Origin of the sequence: Marinimicrobium alkaliphilum, from assembly GCF_003259155.1 — a bacterium.
In the GTDB taxonomy this organism is placed as follows: domain Bacteria; phylum Pseudomonadota; class Gammaproteobacteria; order Pseudomonadales; family Cellvibrionaceae; genus Marinimicrobium_A; species Marinimicrobium_A alkaliphilum.
The window spans coordinates 171,354-193,570 of sequence record NZ_QGMQ01000004.1; the positions used below are offsets into that span (position 1 = coordinate 171,354).

Sequence of the window (22,217 nt, forward strand, 5' to 3'; positions counted from 1 at the left end):
ATGAACCGACGAGAAGCTATCAGACAAACCCTTTTTCTTGGCGGTGTCGCGCTATCGGCGCCGGCGTTGATGTCAGTTCTCAGCGCCTGCAGCAATCAGAAGGACGACGCACTCAGTCCCCTGAACAGCGAGCAGGCCAATACCATTGCTGAACTGGTGGACACCATCTTGCCGGCCACCGACACACCTGGCGCCAAAGACCTCAATGTGAATGGGTTTATTGAACAGGTTATCGCCCAGTTGATGCCGCCCGCCGAACAAGACGGTCTGCGGCGGGCTATTGATGCGTTCAACGCGCGCAGTCTGGAACGATTTGAAGACACCTTCGCCAACCTGGATCAAGAACAACGCCAACAGATGCTGAAACAGGAAGAGCGCGAATCCGGCACTTACAACCCCCAGATCTGGGGCGGCACCATCGGCGAACAGAAGCCCGTCGGTTTTTATCGCCAGCTCAAGTCCCTGGCGATCTGGGGGTATTTCAGCTCCGAATACATTGGCAAACATGTGCTGTCATACGATCTGGTGCCGGGCGAGCAGAAAGGCTGTATTCCGCTCTCTCGAGTGGGGAATAGCTGGAGCCTGTGACTAAGGCCGGCTTCGGCCGGCTACAAAGTGTTACATTTTGCGCGTATTTTCTTATTGTACTGACGCCTGAGCGGTGCCACACTATCCGGCGCCCTGTTGTGGAGTTGTCTGGGCATCCAACGGTTTCCCGACCATCGGCCCCGTAAAGGACAACATGGATAATAAAAGCGAACTGCTTTCACAACTGCGTATTGATCGAAGTGATGATGAACCCGGCGCCAGCAAATGGCCCTGGATCTTCGGACTTTGCCTCCTGTTGCTGATCAGCGCAGCCATCCTCTGGGCTGTAACCCGCTCCGAACCGCTATTGGTCGAAACTGCCATCGCCCGGACACACAACCCCGACAATCAGACGCCCCATCAAAGTGTGCTCGATGCCACTGGTTATGTGGTGGCCCGCCGCTATGCCACGGTGTCCTCCAAAGTCACCGCGAAAGTGGAAGAGGTGTTGGTAGAGGAAGGCATGCGCGTGGAAAAAGGTCAGGTCGTCGCCCGCCTGGACGATGTTAACGACCGCAAATTGTTGGCGCTGGAACAGGCGGGCCTGGCCATGGCCGAGGCGCAACTGGAAGAAACCCGCGCCCGCCTGAGCGAGGCCGAACGGGTGCTCGAGCGGGTCGGCGAGTTGCACCGGCGCGAACTGCTGAGTGAATCCGAGTTGGATGTCGCCCAGAGCAATGTGCAATCGCTGCGAGCGCAACAACTGGCCCGCGAGGCACAACTTCTCAGCGCCCAGCGCCGGGTGGAACTGCAAGAGCAGCACCTGGATGATCTGATACTGCGGGCGCCTTTCACCGGCGTGGTGATCTCCAAAGACGCGCAACCCGGTGAAATGATTTCACCGGTATCCGCCGGCGGCGGCTTTACCCGCACCGGCATCTGCAGCCTCGTGGATATGGAGTCGCTGGAGATCGAGGTGGACGTCAACGAGAGCTACATTCAGCGGGTCCAAGCGGGTCAGCCGGTCCTGGCAACGCTGGAGGCCTATCCCAATTGGCGTATTCCCGCGCAAGTCATCGCCATCGTACCTACCGCTGACCGACAGCGAGCCACCGTGCGGGTACGGGTGGGTTTTGATGAACTGGACCCACGCATACTGCCGCAAATGGGCGTCAAGGTCGCGTTTCTCGAAAGTCGCTCAGAGGCCGAGGAGTCATCGGTGCAGGCGCGTCGGGATATCGTAGTTCCCCGCAGCGCCGTGCACCGGAGCGATGGTCGTTCGATGGTTTACACCCTGGAAGACAACAAGGCCCGGCGCCGGGCCGTTGAGGTGGAGGCGCGCAATGAACACGAATTCTGGGTCACCTCCGGGCTCTCCCCCGGAGACCGCTATGTATTGGCGCCACCGCCCGAGCTCGACGACGGAGTGGCCGTGACCTTCCAATAAACACCACAGACAGAATGAGGGAGTATGCGTATGTCTCAAGCAAATCAGGCGGTGGCGCCGTCAGTCAACGAAAACGAACTGTTGGTAGAGTTGAACGACATCGGCAAAAGTTACCGCAAAGGTAAGGAAACGGTACCGGTACTGTCCGGATTGAACATGACCATCAAGCGCGGCGATTTCCTGGCCTTGATGGGTCCCTCCGGCTCGGGCAAAACCACCCTGCTCAACCTGCTCGGCGGGTTGGACAGCCCCACCAGTGGATCGTTGAAAATTGCCGGCGATCGTATCGACCGCTTCAGCGCCAGCCAGCTGACCCGCTGGCGCGCACCCCATGTGGGTTTTATCTTCCAGTTCTACAACCTCATGCCGGTGCTCACGGCAGCGCGCAATGTGGAACTACCGCTGCTACTCACCAAATTGTCCGCGAAAAAGCGCCGTCAACATGTTGAAGCGGCACTGACATTGGTGGGCCTGAAAGACCGGGCCAAACACCGCCCCGGAGAATTATCCGGCGGGCAGGAGCAGCGGGTCGCCATCGCCCGCGCCATTGTCTCTGACCCGGACCTGCTACTGTGCGATGAACCCACGGGTGACCTGGATCGCACCACCGCCGATGAAATTCTTGAACTCTTGAAAACCCTGAATCGCGAGCAAGGCAAAACCATTGTCATGGTGACTCACGATCCGCGTGCCGCCGAGTATGCTCAGAGGACTTTGCACCTGGATAAAGGTGCGCTGATCAAGGACGCCTGATCATGAAATACTTCTACTTTATCTGGAAAAACCTGGTGCGCAAAAAACTGCGCACCACGCTTACGATTCTATCCATTGCGGTGGCCTTTATTCTGTTCGGCGCACTGGGCTCCATCAACGCGGCCTTCAGCCAGGGCGCGGAGATTGCCGGTGCCGATCGACTGCTCACCATTCACAAGGTCTCGCTGATTCAGAGCCTACCCTACAGTTACGTCAACCGGGTGCGCGGCGTCGAAGGCGTGAATGAAGTCACTTACGCCAGCTGGTTCGGCGGCTACTACCAGGAACCACGTAACCAGTTTGCGCAGTTCGCCGTGGATGCGGACAGCTATTTCAGTATTTACTCGGACCTGATGACGCTGCCGGAAGATCAGATGCGGGCCTGGAAAAACAACCGCATGGGCGCCGTCATCGGCCCGGTACTGGCGCAGCGGTTCGGCTGGGAAGTTGGCGACCGGGTGCCGTTGTTCAGTATGTTTCCCCAGCAGGACGGCAGCCGCAACTGGGAATTCGTGATCGAAGGCATTTTCTCAGCGCAGGCCTCGGGCGCCGACGAAGGCAGCATGCTGTTCCATCACGAGTATTTTGACGAGGCTCGCCAGTGGGATCAGGGCACCGTGGGCTGGCTGGTGATCGAGGTGGACGACCCGGAACAGGCGGCCGAAGTGGCCGAGCGGGTCGATGCCCTATTTGCCAACTCCCCCACCGAAACCAAGACCAGCACGGAAAAAGCCTTTATCGAAGCCTTTATGGCGCAGTTTGGCGATATTGGCACCATCACCGGGCTGATTCTCGGCGCCGTATTTTTCACCATGCTCCTGGTCGCCGCCAACACCATGTCTCAGGCTGTGCGCGAACGCATTCCGGAAATGGCCATTCTCAAAACCCTGGGATTTTCTGACCGATCGGTATTGATCATGGTTCTGGCAGAATCGATTTTGATGGCACTTATCGGTGGCCTGCTCGGACTGCTGCTGGCCTGGTTGATGGTGGGGGGCGTGGCCGCGGAAGTGGCCGCGTTCCTGCCGGGCTTTAGTATGCCCGCGCGGGTTTGGAGCAATGGTGTCCTGGCTATCGTCCTGCTCGGCGTTATCGCCGGGTTACTGCCGGCGATTCAGGGGATGCGTCTAAATATTGTGACCGCGCTGGGGAGGCGATAGCCATGAGCGAATTGACACAAATTGGAACCGTCTGCGCGATGAACATTCGCAATCTGCCCAAGCGGCTTGGCTCATCAGCCGTCGCCGTGTTCGGCGTCGCCTGTGTGGTCGGCGTCTTTATCGGGGTGCTGTCCATGGCCTCTGGCTTTCAGCGCACCATGACCATGGCGGGGGCCGACGATACCGCCATCGTCATGCGCTCTGGCTCCACCTCGGAGCTCAGCAGCGGACTCAGCCACGAGGAAACCCAGTTGGTCACCCAGTTACCGGGCGTGCTCCAGCGCGATGGCCAGGCGGTTTCCTCGGCGGAACTGTACGTGGTGGTGGACATCCCCAAACGTGCCACCGGAACCAGCGCCAACGTGCCCCTGCGGGGCGTCCAGCAAGGCGCGTTTCAGGTACGGGACAACATCGAATTTATTCAGGGGCGTAACTTTGATACCGGGCGCAATGAACTGATTGTGGGACGCGGGGCACACCACCAGTTTGCCGAATTGGACATTGGCTCGACGGTGCGCCTGGGGCAGACCGAGTGGACCGTGGTAGGTATTTTTTCCGCCGGAGGCGGGTCTGCTGAATCCGAGCTTTGGGCGGATGCCAGCACGGTCCAGTCCGCTTACCGGCGCGGCAACAGTTTTCAGAGTGTTCGAGTCAAGTTGGCGTCCGACACTGCCTTTGATTTATTCAGCGCAGAAGTCGCGGACGATCCGCGCCTGGATATGGACGTAAAGCGCGAATCGGACTACATGGCCGAACAGGCCGAGCCCTTAAGCCTGTTTATCAAGGCCATCGGTTATCCTTTGGCGGTACTGATGTCGCTGGGCGCCATCTTCGGTGCCATCAACACCATGTACGCCTCGGTGTCGGCACGCACTCGGGAAATCGCCACCCTGCGCGCCATCGGCTTCGGTGCCTTTCCGGTGGCGCTGTCCACCCTGGTGGAGTCCTTGTTACTGGCCGTTGTCGGCGGTCTGATTGGGGCGCTGGTGGTGTTTCTGGTCTTTAACGGTTACACCGTATCCACCATCAATAGCGCCAGCTTTAGCCAGGTGGTGTTCGATTTTGCCGTCACGGCCGACCTGCTGATCCAGGGGATCATCGCGGCGGTGGTGATCGGGCTGGTGGGCGGTTTTTTCCCCGCCGTGCGTGCGGCCCGGTTGCCGGTGGCAACGGCATTGAGGGAGACCTGAGGAAAGGTTGGTGCCACAGGTGTCGGATTACGGCTGCGCCTAATCCGACCTACTGGAAATCGAATACACCTGATCCACCTCGCAAAACAGAAATCTTTTCGGACGTCAGTGGGTGGGAAAGAAAGTATCCTTGACCGTACGCGCACTGATGTTCGCGCAGGAAAGCCAATTGCTCAATCTTTTCAATGCCTTCCGCCACCTGCTCCAGTCCCAGGGCTTTAGCCATATCGATAATGGTGCAGGTAATCGTTGCGCCGTCCTCGCTCGCAGGCAGGGCGTCGATAAACGAACGGTCAATCTTCAAGCTACTTACGGGCAAACGCCGCAAATAAGACAGGGACGAGTAGCCGGTACCAAAATCGTCAATATTGATCTCGATGCCCTGCTCTTTCAGCCATGCCAGGTTCTTATCCACAATCTCGTTGTCTCGCACCAGAGAGTGCTCGGTAATCTCGATACGCAACAGCTTTGCGGGTATCTGCGAGAACGCCAATCGCTCAAGCAAGTCCTGGGAGAATGTGGGTTGCACCAGCTCCGCCGGTGACACATTGATGGCAACTGTTATGTCCCAGTCGGTTTCCCTGCACCAGACCTGCAGCTGCCGGAAGACCTCCTTGCGTACCCAGCGACCGATCGGCACAATCAAGCCGTTCTCCTCTGCCACAGGAATAAATTGATCCGGCGTTACTTGCCCGAGCTCCTGGCAACGCCAGCGTAGAAGCGCTTCCACGCCCGTCATCTTGCCCGTACGCAAGGAAAAAATGGGTTGGTAAAGCAAATAGAATTCATCCCTCGCCAGAGCCCCCTTCAAACAGGACTCAATTCTCAGATGCTCGGAGAGCGAGTCTGAATAGGCATGATCAAAGTAATGCACCGGCTCCGCCAGGCCCTCGGGACTTAACCGAATCGCTGCAGACGCCTGCTCAATCAGGGCGCCGGCACTCTTGCCCTGACCGGGAAATAGACTACCCCCGATTTTGACGCTCAGGTAATGCTCCTGGCCCTCACAACGATAGGGACGTTCAAGTGCAGCGTGAATCTTATGGGTGAAAGCTTCGCGTTGGCTATCGGCTTTTACAGGAAATATAAGCACTAACTCATCCGCTTGTAAGCGCGCGACTGAGCCACCTGCCGGGCAAGTATCCTGCAGCCTGTCAGCCAGTTGCCGCAGCAGCTCATCCCCGGCGTGGGTGCCCAGGCTTTGGTTGATCAGGCGCAGTCCCGTTACATTGAACAGCAAGACGACGACCTGCAAGGACTCTACGTTGGCCAACTCAAGTAACTGATCCAAACGGTTCATCAACAGCTCGCGATTGGGCAAATGCGTCAGGGGGTCATAATAGGCCGACAATTCGATAGAGCCCTTCAGTGCCAGCAAGTCAGCGCAATGGGCAATTTCATTTTCAACCAGATCCGCGAAGTGTCGCAGGCGAGTACACTGCACCTCGTCAAAGTGACGGGGCTTGTGGTCGAGCACGCAGAGCGTGCCCAAGGCATGGCCGGTCGGACCGCGCACCACCGCGCCAGCGTAAAAGCGAATATGAGGATCGCCGGTGACCAGTGGGTTGCCGGCAAAACGCGGGTCTTCCAGCGCATTCGGCACAACCAACAACGAATCCTGATTGATGGCGTGGCCGCAGAAGGAAATATCCCGCGGGCATTCGGATTTGTTCCAGCCCAGCTTGGATTTGAACCACTGCCGGTCCCGATCCACCAGGGTAATCAACACGATGGGAAAATCGAACAGCTCCGCCACCAGGCTGGTATAGCGGTCAAAACGCAGGTCCGATGCAGTATCCAGCAGTTCCAGGCCATACAGCTCCGCCAGGCGCTCCTCCTCACCCTCGGGAATCTTCGGCGCGATGTAGGTGCTCTGATTCATGATTGTCCGGGGCCTCCTGGAGGGTCCTTGCTCTCAGTATAGAGGATAGCGCCGCCACTGCCAGTGTGGGCGCAAGTCCCGACCGCTGGGCTCAAAGCCCCTGCGCGCCCCGGCGCAACCAGTTATGCACAAAGGCAAGTTTATGGCGGGCGTGCTCCGACAGTACGAACGGATAGAGGTCCGCCAACCCCATACTGCGGTTGACGTGATTCATGCCCACGGTGAGCGCTGCGGCGGTTTGGATCAGGCGCCCGGCATCCGGCTCCGAGTAGGGGTCCCAGCCCGAGCTCACTATGTCCGGCGATGACAGCCCGGTGGCCACAAAACTGTCGGCAATGTCGGTCAGGTGCAGCAGGTGGGACGCGGTCTCCGCCCAGTCCTCGTGCGGGTGTGAAGAGGCGTAGCTGGTCAGATAATGCTGTTTCCAGCCCTCTGGCGGGCCGTTCTCGTAGTGGTATTGAAGCGCGGCAGGGTAATCAATCCGCTCGTCGCCGAACATGGCGCGAAACTCGTCCATAAAATCCTCACGCAGACTCAGCCGCCACCAGAGCATGTGGGCAATCTCGTGGCGCATATGCCCGATCATGGTGCGATAAGGCTCTTGCAGCGCCTCGCGGCGAGTCGTGACCAGAATGGGATCCACCTCCGCCACACTGATGGTCACCACGCCCTCCGCATGCCCCATGGGAACCGGCGTCGGGCCCTCTGCGAGCAGGTGAAATACCGGCCGCGCCCCCGGGTCTTCAGGGCGAAACCAGTGCCAACGGCCGAGGTTGTCCAGCGCCCAGCGCTTGGCGGCTTCGGTTTGGGCCCAGTTGGGGATGGCATTGGGAATCGATGGGTCAGGTGCGAGCGCGGTCATGGCGCAGGATCGGCAGAAGGCGCCCTCTTCCGGCGCTATCCAGTTGCACCCGATTCTGTCCCGGTTGGCGCAGAAGGGCCGCATGGGCACAAAGGCCCGGGCTTGGGGGTCGTAGGCGACCGGCGTACCGTCGGCGGTCGCAAGATTGTCGAACCAGAGCCTACCGGCACCGACCGGATTGGCAAAAACGCGCATAGGAAAAGCTCCCGCTAGAAGTGTCAGCCTCCATCATGCGCGTTAGAACCGCCTATGTACACCTTAACGCGCACCCGGCTGGATGCGCGTCAGGGCTTGATCAGGGCGTGTATTCGTAAACACCGATATCCGGTGCGTCCCCCTTGTAACTCAGGCCGATATTGACGCCACCGTCGACCATAAAGCTGTCAGGTTTGGGGCGCAGCAGGTTGATCACCGGCAGCGAACCATCCGCCTGGCGCGGGCTCGTGGCCAGGGACATATCCAGGCTCTCAAACATGCCGCTGGTCGGGCTACCCTCCTGCCAGCTGTTGCCGCCTTGGGTCGCGCCGCTGGAAAGATCCACACTGCCCTGAAAGCTCACATTGTTGTAGAAGATATGGCGCTTGCCCGAATCCGCCGGATCATTGGGGAACACATAGTTTCGCCCGTTATTAAAGGCGGTATTGTTAAGCAACGTCAGGGCACCGCTGTTATTGTTGTGGTCGAAGCCCTTGGCATTGCCGCTGGTCCCAAAGTTGTTGAAGGCGATATTGCGCACCACAATGTGGTCGCCCGGATCGTGGTTGCCGCCCAGCTTGAAGCCGTTGCCGCCGCCTTCGAAATTGCTCGGGTTGCCAAACACGCTGGCGTCGCCGTTGCCGAAGGTCCAGTTGTTCTGTAGCACAATCGGGTGCGGCGCACGCCAGAAATCGAAACCGTCATCCGAGTTCTCCCACGAGCGGTTGCCATAGAAATGGTTGCCCGGCCCGATATCCAACTGCTTGGCCCCAAAGCCATCGGCATTATTCCCCACCCGGCTGGTGTAAACCGCCGAGTTGAAGTTACGGAAGCTGTCGCAATTCATGATCAGGTTATGGGAGGCAGAGCCGCCCAAAAGGATACCGGTATCGTAGTTATCATGGGACACCAGGCGCTCCAGGCGGTTGTGGCTGCCATCCATACGCAGGCCATTGTGCCCTGCATTGCGAATGGTCAGACCATACAAATGCCAGTGGTCGGCATTCAGGCGCACGCCGTGAGCATTGTTCTGGATCCCCTGGGGCGCAAAATCCAGAATGGGTTGCTCGCCGGGATAGGCGAAGACCGTAATGGGATTATTGGCCGTGCCGCTGACATTGTTCAGGCGAACGGTATCGTCGTGAAAGTAGACGCCCCCGCGCATCACAATCACATCACCGGGCTGGGCATTACTCACCGCATGGTTCAACGTCGCATAGGGTGAACCGATCGTGCCTGAATTGTTGTTGCTGCCGTTGGTCGCCACGTACACCGTGCGGCTGCCATTGGGAATCACATTGTGCGGCGTGGGTGTGGGTGCAGCCGGCACCAGATGTGACAGATCTTCCACCAGAGGTGCAGAACCCCCGCCGGAGCTGCCGCAGCCAGGCTGGGGCTGTGCTGACGACTGGTGCTCGATCCACAAATCACTGATGGTTACCGAAGCCTCGCTCTCGACACGCAGTTGCAGAAAGGAAGTCGCGGTGCCCACCGAGGAATCAACCACCACCCGCTGCCCTGCGCCGAGGTTGCTGACGGCAACGTCATGGATGCGGGAAGCGCCGCCGTGGGCCGAGTTAGCCTGGCCAGTGGTATTGTTATCCACGTAGATCTGGAATTTCTTACTGCCGTTGCCCGATGTCCCCTGCACACAGAAAGAAATACGGTAGGGTTGGCTCAGGTCCAGCTCGCCGGTGGTGTTGCTGAGCGAGTCGCTGGAAGAGGTACTCACCGTGGGCGTGGTATTACCCAGGCTGAAGCGGGCATTCCCAAAGGTCAGCTGGTTGTTGGCGACAGACATATTTCCGGAGCCGGCCAGCGCATGGTAGAACGCCGTATTCGAACTGCTCGCCAGTGACTTGTAGTTCGCGCTGAAGAAGTGACTGGCATTGGTCGCGTCGAACGCCTCGGTCAGGAGTGAGGATGAACCGCCACTCACGGGCAGAAACTCCCAGTGTTGGTTCTCCCCGGTGGTTATGTCCCACTGACGGATATCGCCACCGTTGCTGGTGCTCCAGCCCCATACATCCAAGGCCAGGCCGCTGTGACGGGAAACAATGCGCTGATACCCCGAGCCGACGCTTTGAATCTCCCACTGCTGAACATTGGATTCGGTCCAATCGTACTGCCGAATCTCTCCGCCGGGATCCATGCTGAACTCCCACACATCAATCGACTTGTTGCTGCGAACCGGTCGAATGGAGTAGTAGCCATTACCCAGATTGGTCACATCAAACTGCTGATGGGTGCCGCTGCCCAGCTCCCATTGCTGGATGTTTGCACCATTATCTGTACTGGCGCCCTCGACCTCCATGGCCAAACCGCTATGGCGGGAAATAATGTTATAGCGGCCATCGGCCACTTGCGCCTGTACCATCGAAGTGCCCAAAAGTGCCATCGACAGCAAAGCCCACTGACTTATTTTTTTGAAAACGTGCGATATATCTCTCATCGGTTCACCTGTTATTTATTATGGTAATACGTGAACTCACCCGCCAAAACTGCAGCTGTCCCATATGAAGCAAGGGGAGTCCGGATGAATGGAAGCCTTTCCGAGGAGTGCCTCGTCCCTAAGCGACTTATAGTTATCGGTACAGCTGTACTATTATCTGACAATACTCAAAATGGCACTAGGTAACAATTCACAGTTTTGCCCGATATCCAGCACCATTTTGAATAAGGATCTGGGAAATCTATTTCGATATGTTATTGATTTCATTATTCTAATAAGCGACCTGAGGGGGGACCTAGGACCCAGAGTCGATACCAGGTCAGATGGCCAGTAGATTGTATGATTCCCCATCTAAGTTTAAAGGGTCATGCAGCCTACAATATCATGAAGCTCTTCTTTTATATCCTTCCAGTTCTCTGCCAAATTTACCGTGCAAATTCTTACGTTGTGACCCTGTATTCGGTAATTTAAACGAAGCTCTTGTTCAATAGTGGGATAAAGCAACATGCCCTCTGAATGGGCATCGGGGCCGCCGCGAGCCTCCATATTCTTCAGGTACGCAAACAGTTGATACAGATTACTTGAATGGATTCGCTCGGTATCATAGTAACTAGTCAGGGTGCGAACATAGTACTTAGCATCAATAACCAAGGTCTTTGTCTTGCTCCGAACCGATATATCAGTTTCCATCCCTGGCAGATAGGCCATATCAGACGAAGATCCAGGCTCGACCGTCCAGGATATTCTTTCTTTTGTAATAGAGAGATCAGGTCGCTCGGTTCGATAAAAGTTAAAAAGAAACTCCTCGTAGACGCGCGCCATTAGCTTTTCATCACGTAGAAAATCTCGAAATCTATAACCCCCCTCCTCTTGGTCAACCAGAAGGCCGGCAGCGACAAGTTCGCATACGTTTAACAGAAACCGATAGAAACGCGCGTTTCCATGGTGTTGAACTCTTCGGAAAAGGGACTTCTTCAGCGGGGGGCAATCGATACCATCAAGCTCACGATACAGGCCAACCAACTGCTTTCTCAGCTGACCATCCAGATCGGACACCTTCGCGAGGTGGTACAGCGTTGAGCGGATAATCTGGTTGTTCGCAGTATTGGTAGTGAGTTCGTCAAATTCACAGTGAGCCAGCCCCTGAGCAGCAAGCGCCCGGCGCGCAGTCGTTGCCATATCAATGCGGCCTCGAATACCGGGAATTGTCTCTTGATAGTTTTGGTAACCCTGCTCCAAGCCGCGTCTAATCAGATGACGAACCCCCTGAGCGAGCACCGACGCAAAAAGATCCACTTGGCGAGTGGAGTCTATCCCCGATATATTGACCACCTCGGACTCCGCCAACCGATTCCAAGAGTAGATAAGCAAGTAATACAAATTCTGTATAGGAATGGAGGGAGTCATTGGAAAACCTTAGTGTTCATCCTAAGCCAACAAGCCATCAATTAGCGACTGAGCAGTTCTAGGGTCATCAAACCAGTATTCCCGAACCAACGGTGCTATTTCAAACTCAACAACCTGTTTGAACCACGCATTGCCGTAAACACCAGATTCAGAAGGGCCACAAAAAAAGCTATGGCCTATACAGAAACCGGGGCCTAGATTAGCGCTATCGTTAGCAATTTTGGAATTTAAAGCATTCATGCGACTCACAATAGTGGTAATCATAGCCTTCTCCACTCCCTTTACTTCTAAAAAATGGGAAAACCCTTCGCTTTCGAACTCTGGCTTAAGATCTACAAAGGCAAAACGACGGCGCAGCGCGTAGTCTACCATCGAAAGCGAACGGTCAGCCGTATTCATCAGTCCAATTAAGTGAACATTTTCTGGAATATAGAAGCGCTCTCCCAGGTCTTTACTGTAGGTAAGTGGAACACTCCAGTCCGGACCTCGCTTATCGGCTTCTATCAATAGCATTAGCTCCCCGAATATCTTGCTTAGGTTGCCACGGTTAATTTCATCAATTATGAAAACAAACAGCTTTTCAGGGGCTTTCCCAGCTTTGGTGCAGAATTGGTGAAAAAGGCCATTCTTCAACTCAAAGCCAGCGTCGCTTGGGCGATAGCCCTGAACAAAGTCCTCGTAAGCGTAAGACTGGTGAAACTGCACCATATCGACCTGGTTAACGGACTTTTTACCCATCAAAGCGTAAGCTAGTTTCTTCGCCAAAAAAGACTTTCCCACGCCCGGAGGCCCTTGCAATACGATATTCTTCTTGTTCCGAAGAAGACTCAACATACCCTCTAGCCTTTCACGGCTAGTGAACACATCGCCTACAAAGGAATCTATAGAGAAATCCTCCTCTTCACTCTCAGATGGATTCGAGTCATAACCAGGGATTTCTGGCTCACTCACCACAGCAGCTTCTTCTCCAATAGTAGTCAGGTATTCGTCAATAAGATCCGCAAGATCAGCATCAATCTGATCTTTATCAAGTTCTTCTGATAAATTGTAAACGTTATGGACGTATGAATCTCCATAACGAATAGCCGGCTTACCTACCATTTCCCTAAAATATTCGCTCACCGTTTGACTGTCGCCATTAACGTCCCAGCTCATCAACGGAGTATTGGTCGCACTGACACACTTCGCCAAAATCAATATACGCTCGGCCCTGTAGTAAAGGTAAGCAGGGTATATCCCTTTGGTGGGGCTTTGCCCCTTCGCCAACATACCTATCCAGGGCACGTGAGCTTGGTTGCCAGCGCCAAAACTGATCCTCAAGGTTAGTCCAGCGTGAGATCCAGGATAGTCCTTAGTGCGCAAATCTTCGGTTTGGGCCTGCTCAAGAAACGTGATCAAGGTATCGTAAATAGATTGGTTTTCGGTACCGTACTGAGACTTGGTAGTGTTTTGCCACAAAGCTTTTAGCGGGGGCACATACCAGTCCAGATCTGAGGTTCCAAATGAAGCCTCTTGATACGACCGGATCTCGGCAAGCTTACTATCCACCTGATGCGCCTTAAGAACTTTAACTTCTTTGTTAGTCAAACCACCAAAGCTTTTAAGAATTTTGATACGGTCGCTATTTCCGAATATTCGCTCGAACGCGTCAGGAAAAAGAAGGTAAAGCAACATGTGGCGAAACTGCCGGTTATCGTTCCCAGGTATCTTTTCTAGCCACAACGCCAAGCGATCGCCATCTTCAAGCAACGAGGCCCTTTCAGATTCTAATAGCGAAAAAAGCTCCGCCAATATCTCGATAAAATAAACTAACTCCTTCCAGCGCAAATTGTTATATGCAGTACCACCACTACCGATGCCAGAGAGAACGAAATCTGAGAGAAGCGATTCATCGTCGGGCAGACTCTCTCCTGCCCAGGAAAGAATGGCAGCCACGTTCTGCCGCTTCTTTTCTGGATTTATGTTGCTAGGCGACAGCAACATGACCCACATAATCTCAGCGCAAAGGACCTTAGCCTCACGAGACGCGGACTCAAGCTGCTTTTCAAGCTTCTCCGTAAAGTTACCCTCACCATAATCGAGATTTTTTACATAATGAGTAACGAGATCATCTACAGCTGAACTATTCCATACTTCGCCCAGACCGAAAACCGATTGGCCGTCGATCAAACTGGTTTTTCTCCATTTTTCTGCTGCCGAGAGAATGGGGGTTATGTCTTTTGCTCCGCAAAATCTACTCATCTCTAGATGCCCTTTTTAGCTCGTTTCCTTAAAAAATTTTGCCCGCAATAAACTTAGAAAACCCGGACCCAACTTCACATAAGCCTTAATTGCCTTTAAAAACCTTTGCCACCAATTACAACCCCTCTACATCCATCCCATGCTCCGCGAGCCACTGCTTACGCTCTTCATAATCCGGCATGGCGCGCTCCAGGCGCAGCCAGAATTCGGCGGAGTGGTTGGGCTCGTGCAGGTGTACCAGCTCGTGGACGACCACGTACTCGGCGATGCGCGCCGGCAGCAGGATGGTTTTCCAGTGGAAATAGAGCATCTGGCCCTTGCCGCAGGACCCCCAGCGGTAGCCCAGGTCCTGCACTTTCATGCCGGCGGGCTGCACTTCTAGCCGGGCGGCGAACTCCTGCACGCGCTGCCAGAGCCAGGCTTTACCGCGCTGGCTGTACCAGCGGATAAAGTGTTGCCGGGCTTCGGACAAAGCATCCTGGCGCAGGTGAAAGCGGCCGTTGACCAGTTTCAGCGGTTCCGCCTGGTCCTCATCCACCAGGTTCAGGCGGTGGTGGCGACCCAGGTACAGAAAGCCCTCGCCCTGCACAAATTGTTTTTGGCGAATGGTTTTCTGCATCAGCGCCTTTTCGGCGAGTTTTTTGTACACCCAGGGCTGTTTGCTGCGCACAAAGGCTTCGAGCGTCTCCAAATCGACACCCGGCGGGACGGTCAGGCGCAGGGAGCTGTCCCGCTCCACCGTCAGTTGCAGGGTCTTTCGGCGCGGGCTTTCGCGCACCGGAATGGTCAGGTCATCGACGGTGACGATCATTCCTGCTCCAGTTTATAAGAGTTGGCCTTGGCCAACTCACGCAGCTTATCCACCAGCGGCGGCACGTCGTTAAAGTCCAGTAGTTCACTGTCGACAATACGCTCGAACAGTGCCTGCTCCAGCGCCTCCTGCATGGGGCGGCGGTGGGGTTGCCAGAAGGCGGAGGTTCGGACCTCCTGAATGGTGTACTCCACCAGGCTTTCGGTGAGGGTGATCAGGTCCGTCTCTACCGCCATATCCGGCTGGGCCTCGCCGCATTTGGCGGCGCGTAGCATGCGGTAGAACGGCAGGTAGTGCTCCGGCACATCGGGCAAGCCCGCCTCGTGCTGGGTGCTGCCGCTGTTGACCTCGTCGATAATGGATTGCAGTGCGGTAATCAGCTCGGCCCACTGCCCTTCCAGGCCGTCCAGAATGTCCTTTAAGCGCTCGCTGAGTTTGCCGTAGTACACCGGGTCCTCATCCAGCTTTTGCTGAACATGGCTGCGAATGGCATGCTCCATTTCCGAGGCCACGGCCTTCTGGGCTTTCTCCGGGTCGGCGTTGTAGCTGGCGGCCTGGTCGCGCACCTGATTCAGCTGCTGGCTAAAGCTGGCGTCGGTCAGGTTGACCGGGGCGATTTTCGGATCGATGCCCAGGGAAATAACATGGTCATCGATCAGCTTGCGCACCTTGGCGCCCACATCCTTGCCCAACACTGGCCCGTCGCGGTAGCGGCGTCGGGCGGCGGCGTAGATCATGGCCAGTTGCTTGGCGTCCTGGGTAAAGGGCAGCGCCTCCGGGCGCGGCAGCACCAGGTCCAGGCTCTGCATAAAGGCTTTGACCTTTACCCCAAACTCCTGGCGCAGGCGCTCGCTGTCCAGGGCCTGCACGCAAGTTTCGATATCGTTCAAGTCTTCCATGCCACGGGCGCGCAGCACATCCACGGCACGCAGGTGGCGGTCGCGAAGGGCGGGGATTTCGTCTTTCAGGCTGCGCAGGGCGCCGTCCACGTCCTCATCGCTGTAGGCGGCCAGTGCGGCTTTCAGGTGATTGGCCACACCGTAGTAATCCACCACAATGCCGGCGGTTTTGCCAAAGCCGGTGCGGTTGACGCGGGCGATGGTTTGCAGCAGTTCCGCTTCGCGAATGGAGCGGTCCAGGTACATGACGCCTTCAATGGGCGCATCAAAGCCGGTGAGCAGCATGGACTTGACGATCAGAAATGCCAGCGGGTCGCTATTGTCTTTGCTGGATCCTTCTTTGGGAAGCAGCGGTTTCTTGAAGCGGTCAATGGCCAAGTCTTGGGCGGCGCGGTCGGTGTGTTCGGCCCACTCACTGCCGTCGTTATTATCACCGGAGATAATGGTGGCAAACTGCAACCGGCCAATCAGCTCCCGGTAGCGCCAGGCCTGTACCAGCGCCTGCATTTTCGGGGACTTGCGACACAGTTCTTCGTCGTCCAGTGCCTTGATGTGTGGAGGCAGCAATGCCACCTCTCCCAAGAGCTCGTCGCGGGCTTTTTCAAAGGCGCCGTTGTAACGCACCGCCGCGAGGCGACTGTAAGCCACCACCTGGGCCTTGAAACCGTTGGGCAGTATGTAGGTGACGTAGTGACGCAGCATGTCCCGCGCTTTTTCTTCAATCAGCTTGGGCGCTTCCAGGACATTGCCCTTGGTGGCGTATTTCTTCTTGATCGCCTCCAGCTCGTCGTCGCTTTTGCCGGCAAAAAAGTCTTCAAACAACTCGTCCAGGCTGCTACCGTCTTTGACTGCGCCCTGCACCGTGCGGCCTTCGTACAATACGGGTACGGTGGCGCCATCGGCTTCCGCCTCGCGAATGGTGTATTTGTCTATAAACTCGCCAAAGATTTCGTGGGTGCGTTTTTTCTCGCCCATAATAATGGGAGTGCCGGTAAAGCCGATGCGCGCGCAATTGGGCAGGCTGGCCAGCAGGTTGGCGTGCAGGTCGCCAGCTTGAGTGCGGTGGGCTTCGTCCACCATTACCAGAATATCTTCGCTGTTGTTCAGCTGCTCAAAGTCGCCGAGCTTGCTGGCCTCGTCCCGGTATTTTTGAATCATGGCAAACACCAGCCCCGGCCCGTCCTGGCGCAGGATGTTTTTCAGGCTCCGGCTGTTTTTGGCAGTTTGCACCGCTTCGCCACTCAAGGTGGCGGTACCGGAGAGCTGCTTTTGCAGGTCGTTGCGGTCGGTGACTACCACCACCTTGAAACGGCGCAGGGCGGGGTCGGTGCGGATGCGGCGCAGGGCGAACACCATGGTCAGGCTTTTGCCCGAACCCTGGGTGTGCCAGACAATGCCGCCCCGGCGGTCGTATTCGCCGTCCTGCTTGCGGGTTTTGCCGGCTTTCAGCCGGTCAATGGCTTTGACCACACCGCGATACTGCTGGTAGCGGCACACCAGCTTGATGGTCTGGCCGCCGGTGGTCATAAACAGGGTAAAGTGGCGCACAATATCCAGCAGGTTGGCTTTATCCAACATGCCCGCCACGGTGCGCTGCTGGGGCGAGAGGCTTTTAACCCCCAGGGCTTCGGCCACCTCGGCCTCGGTGCGCTGGGGGTTATCGATGCCCGCCACGGTTTTCCAGGGCAGGTAATGGCCACTGCCGGCGGCCAGGGTGCCCACCAGACACTCATCAAAGCAGGTGGCCAGCAGAAACTGGTTGGTGTTAAACAGCGCCGGTGCCCCTTCGTTATCGCTCACCTCCCCCTGGGCAAAACGCTGATTGGAATAGCGGCGCAACTGATCGATGGCCTCGCTCACCGGCGCGGAGCTGGCGGTGGGGCTTTTGCACTCGATCACCACTAGCGGAATGCCGTTGACCAGCAGCACCAGGTCCGGAATCACATGCTGCTTGACGCTGTCGTGCCCCGGTGGGCACTGCACCTTGAATTGGTTGATCACCGTGAACTGATTATTGGCCGGGTTTTCCCAGTCGATATAGTGAATGGTGCGTGAGCGCCCGCCGTCCCAATCCGCCAGGCCGTCCACCACAAAGCCTTCGGTGACAAGTTCCGTGGCAATCTGGTTGGCCTCCATTAGCCCCGGCGCGGCAATGCGCGACAGGGCGGACACCGCACTGCTGCTGCGCTCCTCGTCCAGCCACTCCACCTGCTCGCCATTGTCCAAAGTGCGGGTATTGATCCGTTTTAGCTGGGCGCGCAGTACGTCGGTTTGCAATACCTCGGCAAAACTATTGCGCCCGGTGGCCGCCGGGTTATCCAGGCTGCCGGGGGTAAAGGTCCAGCCCATAGCCACCAGCTGGTCGATTAAGGGCTGTTCGCTGTACTGTAATTCCGGGCCCATAAACAAACTCCTGTTAGCTGGCTTTGGCGGTGTCGAGAAGAGAGGTAACGCGGACGCGGCCGGTTAGCAGGTCGTCCATTAGGCCGGATTTTTGTTTTTTTAGTTTTTCGTTTTCACGGTGATGAGAGTCCATTTTTGAGTTGATGGACTTAACCCGAGTTTCAATCTCTAGCTGTTCCGCCGCAGGCGGAACCATAACCGGATATGCTTTCAACTGCGTCGAATTTATGGATGCTAGATTTGTCGACTGTTTGGAGCTAAGCACAAAATACTTCTTTCCATAATGAGAGCCAGACCAATAAGCGAGAAAGAATGGACTCAGCTGTTTCTTATCAACTCGCACACGAAAAACATGGTTCTGGTGAATACATTCCTCAATCTGCTCTTCCCAAACAGTTCCGCGCCCCAACTTGTCGAAGTCGCCTCCCTCGTTCATTAAGACATCGCCGTATTGCAATCTATAGCGCTCTTTCTCTTCAGCGCTAACGGTGATCGACTTAACTTCGCTCAGATCTAAATATCCATCCTGAACATTCGCTACACGAAGGTATGGAACGCTTACACTCCTAGACTTACCTCCGCTCCCGCCCACAGTTACGCCAGATACAATATCAGCCATGCTTCCGAGCTTAACTTCCTTCCACTCTACAGGGAAGAACCCTTGGCTGAATTTAGAATAGAGCTCGGGGGCTTGGTCGCGGGGTGGGCGGAGTTGGCCGTTGGCGTCGATGCCGCGCGTCAGCAGATCGTGCAGCAGGCCCTGCTTGACCTGCTGCAACTTGGCGATAATGGCCTCGGTTCGGCGGATCTGGGTGTCCAGGGTGTCGAGGATATTGGCGATATACTCTTGTTCTGAGAAACTAAAGCCCGGGAGTGGAATTTCGTATAGGCGCTTCGTTGATAAGTGCTTAACCGTTGTCTGTGGGGTAACTCGGTGTATTTTTTCTATTTGCGGTATTAAGTACCAAAACAAAAAACCTTGATGAATGCTTGGTGAATTTGAAGAAATCTTACAAACACGCTGATTTAGAAGGGCTTCACGGCCCTCCCAGCGAACTACATTAAAGTCGCCATCCATGCCCACCAATAAATCACCGCTTTCAATCAGGTAATCATCCGGGTAAGGGCCGATGTAATTTACTTCGGTTTTTCCGCTCATTATGTCTCGAATTCTTACTAGCGGGATTCCATCTTCTGCCGTGAACCCAGTAGACGGGAAGGCAAAACCGGATAACACCTTGATGCTTGTCCCAACAGAGGCCTCAAACATACCCCAACCCCTCCAAATACCCAGCCAACTGCTTCGCCGCATGATCCCGCTCTTGCTCAATCTCGGTCAGCGTCACCTGATATTTATCCCACCAGTTTTCCGCGGCGGCGATCACCTGCTGGCGCTGAGCACTAACGTAGCGCTCGACGATGCTGTGCATATCGTTGTGCAGTATCGTTAGCAATAGTTCGGCGGCCTGGGCATTGTCCAGGGCGTCCACGCTGGCATTCAGCTCTTCCGGCAGAGCAGCCTGTTTTTCCTTGAGCTTTCTAACAGTGCCAGCGCGCTGCTTCTTCCAGTTCAATATGCGCTTTGTCAGCTCGGCGATTTCCGCCTCGCTCAGCGGCTCATTGTCGTTCTCGCTGTCATCGTCCTGATCGTCGCCGCTTTTGGGCAGCTGTTCTTCGGCGGCTTTGATCTGGCTGTCCAGCTCGGCTTTGCGGTTTTCCAGTTGGTGCAGCTCTTCCAGAAAGCCGTTTAATAAAAACTTCACCAGCTTGTGTTCCAGCGGGTCATCTTTGTTATTTTTGTCCTCCATGGCGGTGAGGATGCTGGTGCGCCAGGCGTCCACCACGCCGCGGCTGTCGCGGGCCATAAGGGTGAGAAAGTCGTATTTTTGCTGGTGCCAGAAGCCAGCGATCATGCCGCTGATTTGAAAGTCGTCCAGCAGGCCGATGGGTTTCAGGGCCTCGCTAAAACTGCTGAGCAGCTCTTTGCGCAGGGCGGCGTATTCCCGGCGCTGGGCCAGTGCCGTGATGCTCTGGCTGTGGTGTTGCCACCAGTGGTTAAAAGCGTCGCGCAGGGCTTGTTCCTGAGCCTGCACCCCGGCGTTTTTTTCGATGGCGGGTTTGATGTCCGCTTTTTGCGTGAACTGCTCGCGAAAGAGCTGGTAGCCAGGGTCGTTGGGTTTGGGCTGGAACAGGTCCTCGGGGTTTAGGCCCTGGGCCTGAAACAGGGGCCGCTTGGCGGTAATTTCCGCCTCGGGGATGCCGCCCACCAGGTGGGCGTGTACGTCGTGGGGCTCCGGCGGCGGCGCGTTGTCCGCGTAGCGGCGGATGTTCAGGTTGTAGCCGTTCTCGCGCAGGGTGCCGGTGCTGACGATGCTGGCAAAGCCGGGAATGTCCCGCCCTTCCCCTTCGGCAAAAGCTTCGTAGACGGCGGCGATTTTTTCGATGTGCTCCGGCATCAGGTAGTTTTGCGCCCGGCCCTCAAAGTATTCCCGATCGGCGTTGATAAACAGGGTTTTGCCCTGGTTGTTGGGGTGTTTGCTACTCACCTGCTGGGCGCCTTCACTGACGCGCTGGCGCAGCACCAATATGCAGGCGGGAATGCCGGTGCCGTAAAACAGGTTGGGCGGCAGGCCGATCACCGCCTCCAGCAGGTCGTGCTCAATAATACCGGCGCGGATGCGCTGCTCGTCACCGCCGCGAAACAGCACGCCGTGGGGCAGCACCGTGGCCACCATGCCGCCCTCGGCACACACCGCCAGCATATGCTGCAGGAACATCAGGTCCGCTTTTTTGCTGCCCAGGGGCACTTCGCCGTACTGGAAGCGCTCGCGGTGCAGGGGCTGGAATACCGGCTGGCCGGTTTCATCCTCGTCCTTGCTGCCGAAGTTGATGCTGAATGGTGGGTTGGTGAGGATGCGGTCAAAGCGCTGCAGCTCGCCGCCTGTGGTATGGCGGGGCTTTTCCAGGGTGTCGTCGTTCTGCAGGTTGGCGGTGGTGATGCCGTGCAGCAGCATGTTCATTTTCGCAATGGACCAGACGGTGCCGGCGGCCTCCTGGCCGTAGCAGTCCAGCCGGTAGCCCTCGCCGCCGTGCTCGTCGATCCACTCCTTGGCGGCAATCAGCATACCGCCGGAGCCGCAACAGGGGTCGTAAACACGGTGGTTTTGCTCGGGCTTTAGCAGCCGCACCATCATGCGCACCACTGGGCGGGGCGTATAGAACTCGCCGCCCTTTTTACCGGCGGAATCGGCAAAGTCGCCAATCAGGTATTCGTAGGCCGCGCCCAGCAGGTCCGGGAATTCAAAGTCCCGGTCGCGCAGGCGGTATTTGTTGAAGTGGTTGATCAGCCCGCGCAGCTTGATATCCGGCAGTTTGCTTTGGCCCACCTTGCGGTTGAAGTCGATATGCTCCAGCACATCCTGCAGGCTGGTATTGCCCTGCTCCAGACCGCCCAGGGCGGTGTTGAGGGCGTCGCCGACGTTTTTGTGCACCTCCTTGACCAGGCAGCTCCAGCGGGAGTTTTCGGGCACATAGAAGGAGTTTTTATACCAGAGCCGGTTTTCGGCGATTTCGGCGGCCTCGGTTTCGGACTTGCCCTTGGCTTTCTGGTCGGCAATCACCTGCTCGCGGCGCTCTTCGAACACATCCGAGCAGCGCTTGAGGAACAGCATGCCGAAGATGTATTCCTTGAATTCCGAGGCGTCCATCTTGCCGCGCAGGATGTCGGCGGCGCTGAAGAGGTGGCGTTCGAGTTGGGTGAGGGTTAGGGGCATAGAACGTCCTGATTCGGGGTCACTTGACAATTTCTTGTTTAATTATCGCGGAGGCCTGGAGCTACTCCGGCTCAAATGACGCCTAATATACCATCCTGACGGCGAAGAGCGCTCATCAGTGTACCCGAATAGGCTGATTTTCCAAGGGTGCATTGAGTGATAATTCAGTGCTAAGAGATGGTGAATCTGGTCCGACAGGCGATAAGGCTATTCC

The 22,217-nt window shown here is 56.4% G+C and carries 14 protein-coding genes; 5 read left to right on the top strand and 9 right to left on the bottom strand.

The features are described from left to right. The 5 genes from DKW72_RS08115 to DKW72_RS08135 all read left to right on the top strand — a co-directional run bounded on the left by DKW72_RS08115 (position 1) and on the right by DKW72_RS08135 (position 5,078). Positions 1–588, top strand: coding sequence for a gluconate 2-dehydrogenase subunit 3 family protein (locus tag DKW72_RS08115; protein ID WP_111641851.1), 588 nt, complete (start codon positions 1–3; stop codon positions 586–588). A gap of 154 nt (positions 589–742) precedes the next feature. Further along, on the top strand, positions 743–1,975 hold the full coding sequence (locus tag DKW72_RS08120; protein ID WP_456298942.1) for an efflux RND transporter periplasmic adaptor subunit: 1,233 nt from the start codon (positions 743–745) through the stop codon (positions 1,973–1,975). Positions 1,976–2,005: 30 nt separating this feature from the next. Continuing rightward, on the top strand, positions 2,006–2,728 hold the full coding sequence (locus DKW72_RS08125) for an ABC transporter ATP-binding protein (protein WP_111641853.1): 723 nt from the start codon (positions 2,006–2,008) through the stop codon (positions 2,726–2,728). Positions 2,729–2,730: 2 nt separating this feature from the next. Continuing rightward, positions 2,731–3,888: an ABC transporter permease gene (locus tag DKW72_RS08130; RefSeq protein WP_111641854.1), complete on the top strand. Its 1,158-nt coding sequence runs from the start codon at positions 2,731–2,733 to the stop codon at positions 3,886–3,888. Between the two features lie 2 nt (positions 3,889–3,890). Then, complete coding sequence (locus DKW72_RS08135) at positions 3,891–5,078, top strand: ABC transporter permease (RefSeq protein WP_111641855.1); 1,188 nt, start codon at positions 3,891–3,893, stop codon at positions 5,076–5,078. Positions 5,079–5,127: 49 nt separating this feature from the next. Here DKW72_RS08135 and DKW72_RS08140 read toward each other — a convergent pair whose 3' ends face one another. The 9 genes from DKW72_RS08140 to DKW72_RS08180 all read right to left on the bottom strand — a co-directional run bounded on the left by DKW72_RS08140 (position 5,128) and on the right by DKW72_RS08180 (position 22,003). Further along, complete coding sequence (locus DKW72_RS08140) at positions 5,128–6,960, bottom strand: sensor domain-containing phosphodiesterase (protein WP_111641856.1); 1,833 nt, start codon at positions 6,958–6,960, stop codon at positions 5,128–5,130. Between the two features lie 91 nt (positions 6,961–7,051). Then, positions 7,052–8,017 (bottom strand): zinc-binding metallopeptidase family protein, encoded by a 966-nt coding sequence (locus DKW72_RS08145; RefSeq protein WP_111641857.1) that lies wholly within the window; start codon positions 8,015–8,017, stop codon positions 7,052–7,054. Between the two features lie 100 nt (positions 8,018–8,117). Further along, positions 8,118–10,469, bottom strand: a complete 2,352-nt coding sequence (locus tag DKW72_RS08150; RefSeq protein WP_111641858.1) for an RICIN domain-containing protein — start codon at positions 10,467–10,469, stop codon at positions 8,118–8,120. 357 nt (positions 10,470–10,826) lie between these two features. Beyond that, the gene (gene mcrC, locus DKW72_RS08155) at positions 10,827–11,876 is read right to left on the bottom strand and encodes a 5-methylcytosine-specific restriction endonuclease system specificity protein McrC (protein WP_111641859.1); all 1,050 of its coding nucleotides are present in this window, start codon (positions 11,874–11,876) and stop codon (positions 10,827–10,829) included. A gap of 21 nt (positions 11,877–11,897) precedes the next feature. Then, positions 11,898–14,117 (bottom strand): MrcB family domain-containing protein, encoded by a 2,220-nt coding sequence (locus tag DKW72_RS08160; protein WP_111641860.1) that lies wholly within the window; start codon positions 14,115–14,117, stop codon positions 11,898–11,900. Positions 14,118–14,232: 115 nt separating this feature from the next. Further along, positions 14,233–14,928, bottom strand: coding sequence for a M48 family metallopeptidase (locus DKW72_RS08165; RefSeq protein ID WP_111641861.1), 696 nt, complete (start codon positions 14,926–14,928; stop codon positions 14,233–14,235). After that, complete coding sequence (locus DKW72_RS08170) at positions 14,925–18,230, bottom strand: type I restriction endonuclease subunit R (protein ID WP_111641862.1); 3,306 nt, start codon at positions 18,228–18,230, stop codon at positions 14,925–14,927. Before DKW72_RS08170 ends, DKW72_RS08165 begins: the two co-directional genes overlap by 4 nt. A gap of 13 nt (positions 18,231–18,243) precedes the next feature. Next, the gene (locus DKW72_RS08175; RefSeq protein WP_198411277.1) at positions 18,244–19,500 is read right to left on the bottom strand and encodes a restriction endonuclease subunit S; all 1,257 of its coding nucleotides are present in this window, start codon (positions 19,498–19,500) and stop codon (positions 18,244–18,246) included. Further along, positions 19,493–22,003 carry an HsdM family class I SAM-dependent methyltransferase gene (locus DKW72_RS08180; RefSeq protein WP_111641864.1) on the bottom strand — a complete coding sequence of 837 codons (2,511 nt, stop codon included), beginning with the start codon at positions 22,001–22,003 and terminating at the stop codon, positions 19,493–19,495. Before DKW72_RS08180 ends, DKW72_RS08175 begins: the two co-directional genes overlap by 8 nt. Positions 22,004–22,217 lie beyond the last annotated feature (214 nt).

Bases quoted from the DNA above. Each gene is read 5' to 3' on its own strand.
- DKW72_RS08115 (WP_111641851.1), top strand. From the start codon at position 1: ATGAACCGACGAGAAGCTATCAGACAAACCCTTTTTCTTGGCGGTGTC.
- DKW72_RS08120 (WP_456298942.1), top strand. From the start codon at position 743: ATGGATAATAAAAGCGAACTGCTTTCACAACTGCGTATTGATCGAAGT.
- DKW72_RS08125 (WP_111641853.1), top strand. From the start codon at position 2,006: ATGTCTCAAGCAAATCAGGCGGTGGCGCCGTCAGTCAACGAAAACGAA.
- DKW72_RS08130 (WP_111641854.1), top strand. From the start codon at position 2,731: ATGAAATACTTCTACTTTATCTGGAAAAACCTGGTGCGCAAAAAACTG.
- DKW72_RS08135 (WP_111641855.1), top strand. From the start codon at position 3,891: ATGAGCGAATTGACACAAATTGGAACCGTCTGCGCGATGAACATTCGC.
- DKW72_RS08140 (WP_111641856.1), bottom strand. From the start codon at position 6,960: ATGAATCAGAGCACCTACATCGCGCCGAAGATTCCCGAGGGTGAGGAG.
- DKW72_RS08145 (WP_111641857.1), bottom strand. From the start codon at position 8,017: ATGCGCGTTTTTGCCAATCCGGTCGGTGCCGGTAGGCTCTGGTTCGAC.
- DKW72_RS08150 (WP_111641858.1), bottom strand. From the start codon at position 10,469: ATGAGAGATATATCGCACGTTTTCAAAAAAATAAGTCAGTGGGCTTTG.
- mcrC (WP_111641859.1), bottom strand. From the start codon at position 11,876: ATGACTCCCTCCATTCCTATACAGAATTTGTATTACTTGCTTATCTAC.
- DKW72_RS08160 (WP_111641860.1), bottom strand. From the start codon at position 14,117: ATGAGTAGATTTTGCGGAGCAAAAGACATAACCCCCATTCTCTCGGCA.
- DKW72_RS08165 (WP_111641861.1), bottom strand. From the start codon at position 14,928: ATGATCGTCACCGTCGATGACCTGACCATTCCGGTGCGCGAAAGCCCG.
- DKW72_RS08170 (WP_111641862.1), bottom strand. From the start codon at position 18,230: ATGGGCCCGGAATTACAGTACAGCGAACAGCCCTTAATCGACCAGCTG.
- DKW72_RS08175 (WP_198411277.1), bottom strand. From the start codon at position 19,500: ATGTTTGAGGCCTCTGTTGGGACAAGCATCAAGGTGTTATCCGGTTTT.
- DKW72_RS08180 (WP_111641864.1), bottom strand. From the start codon at position 22,003: ATGCCCCTAACCCTCACCCAACTCGAACGCCACCTCTTCAGCGCCGCC.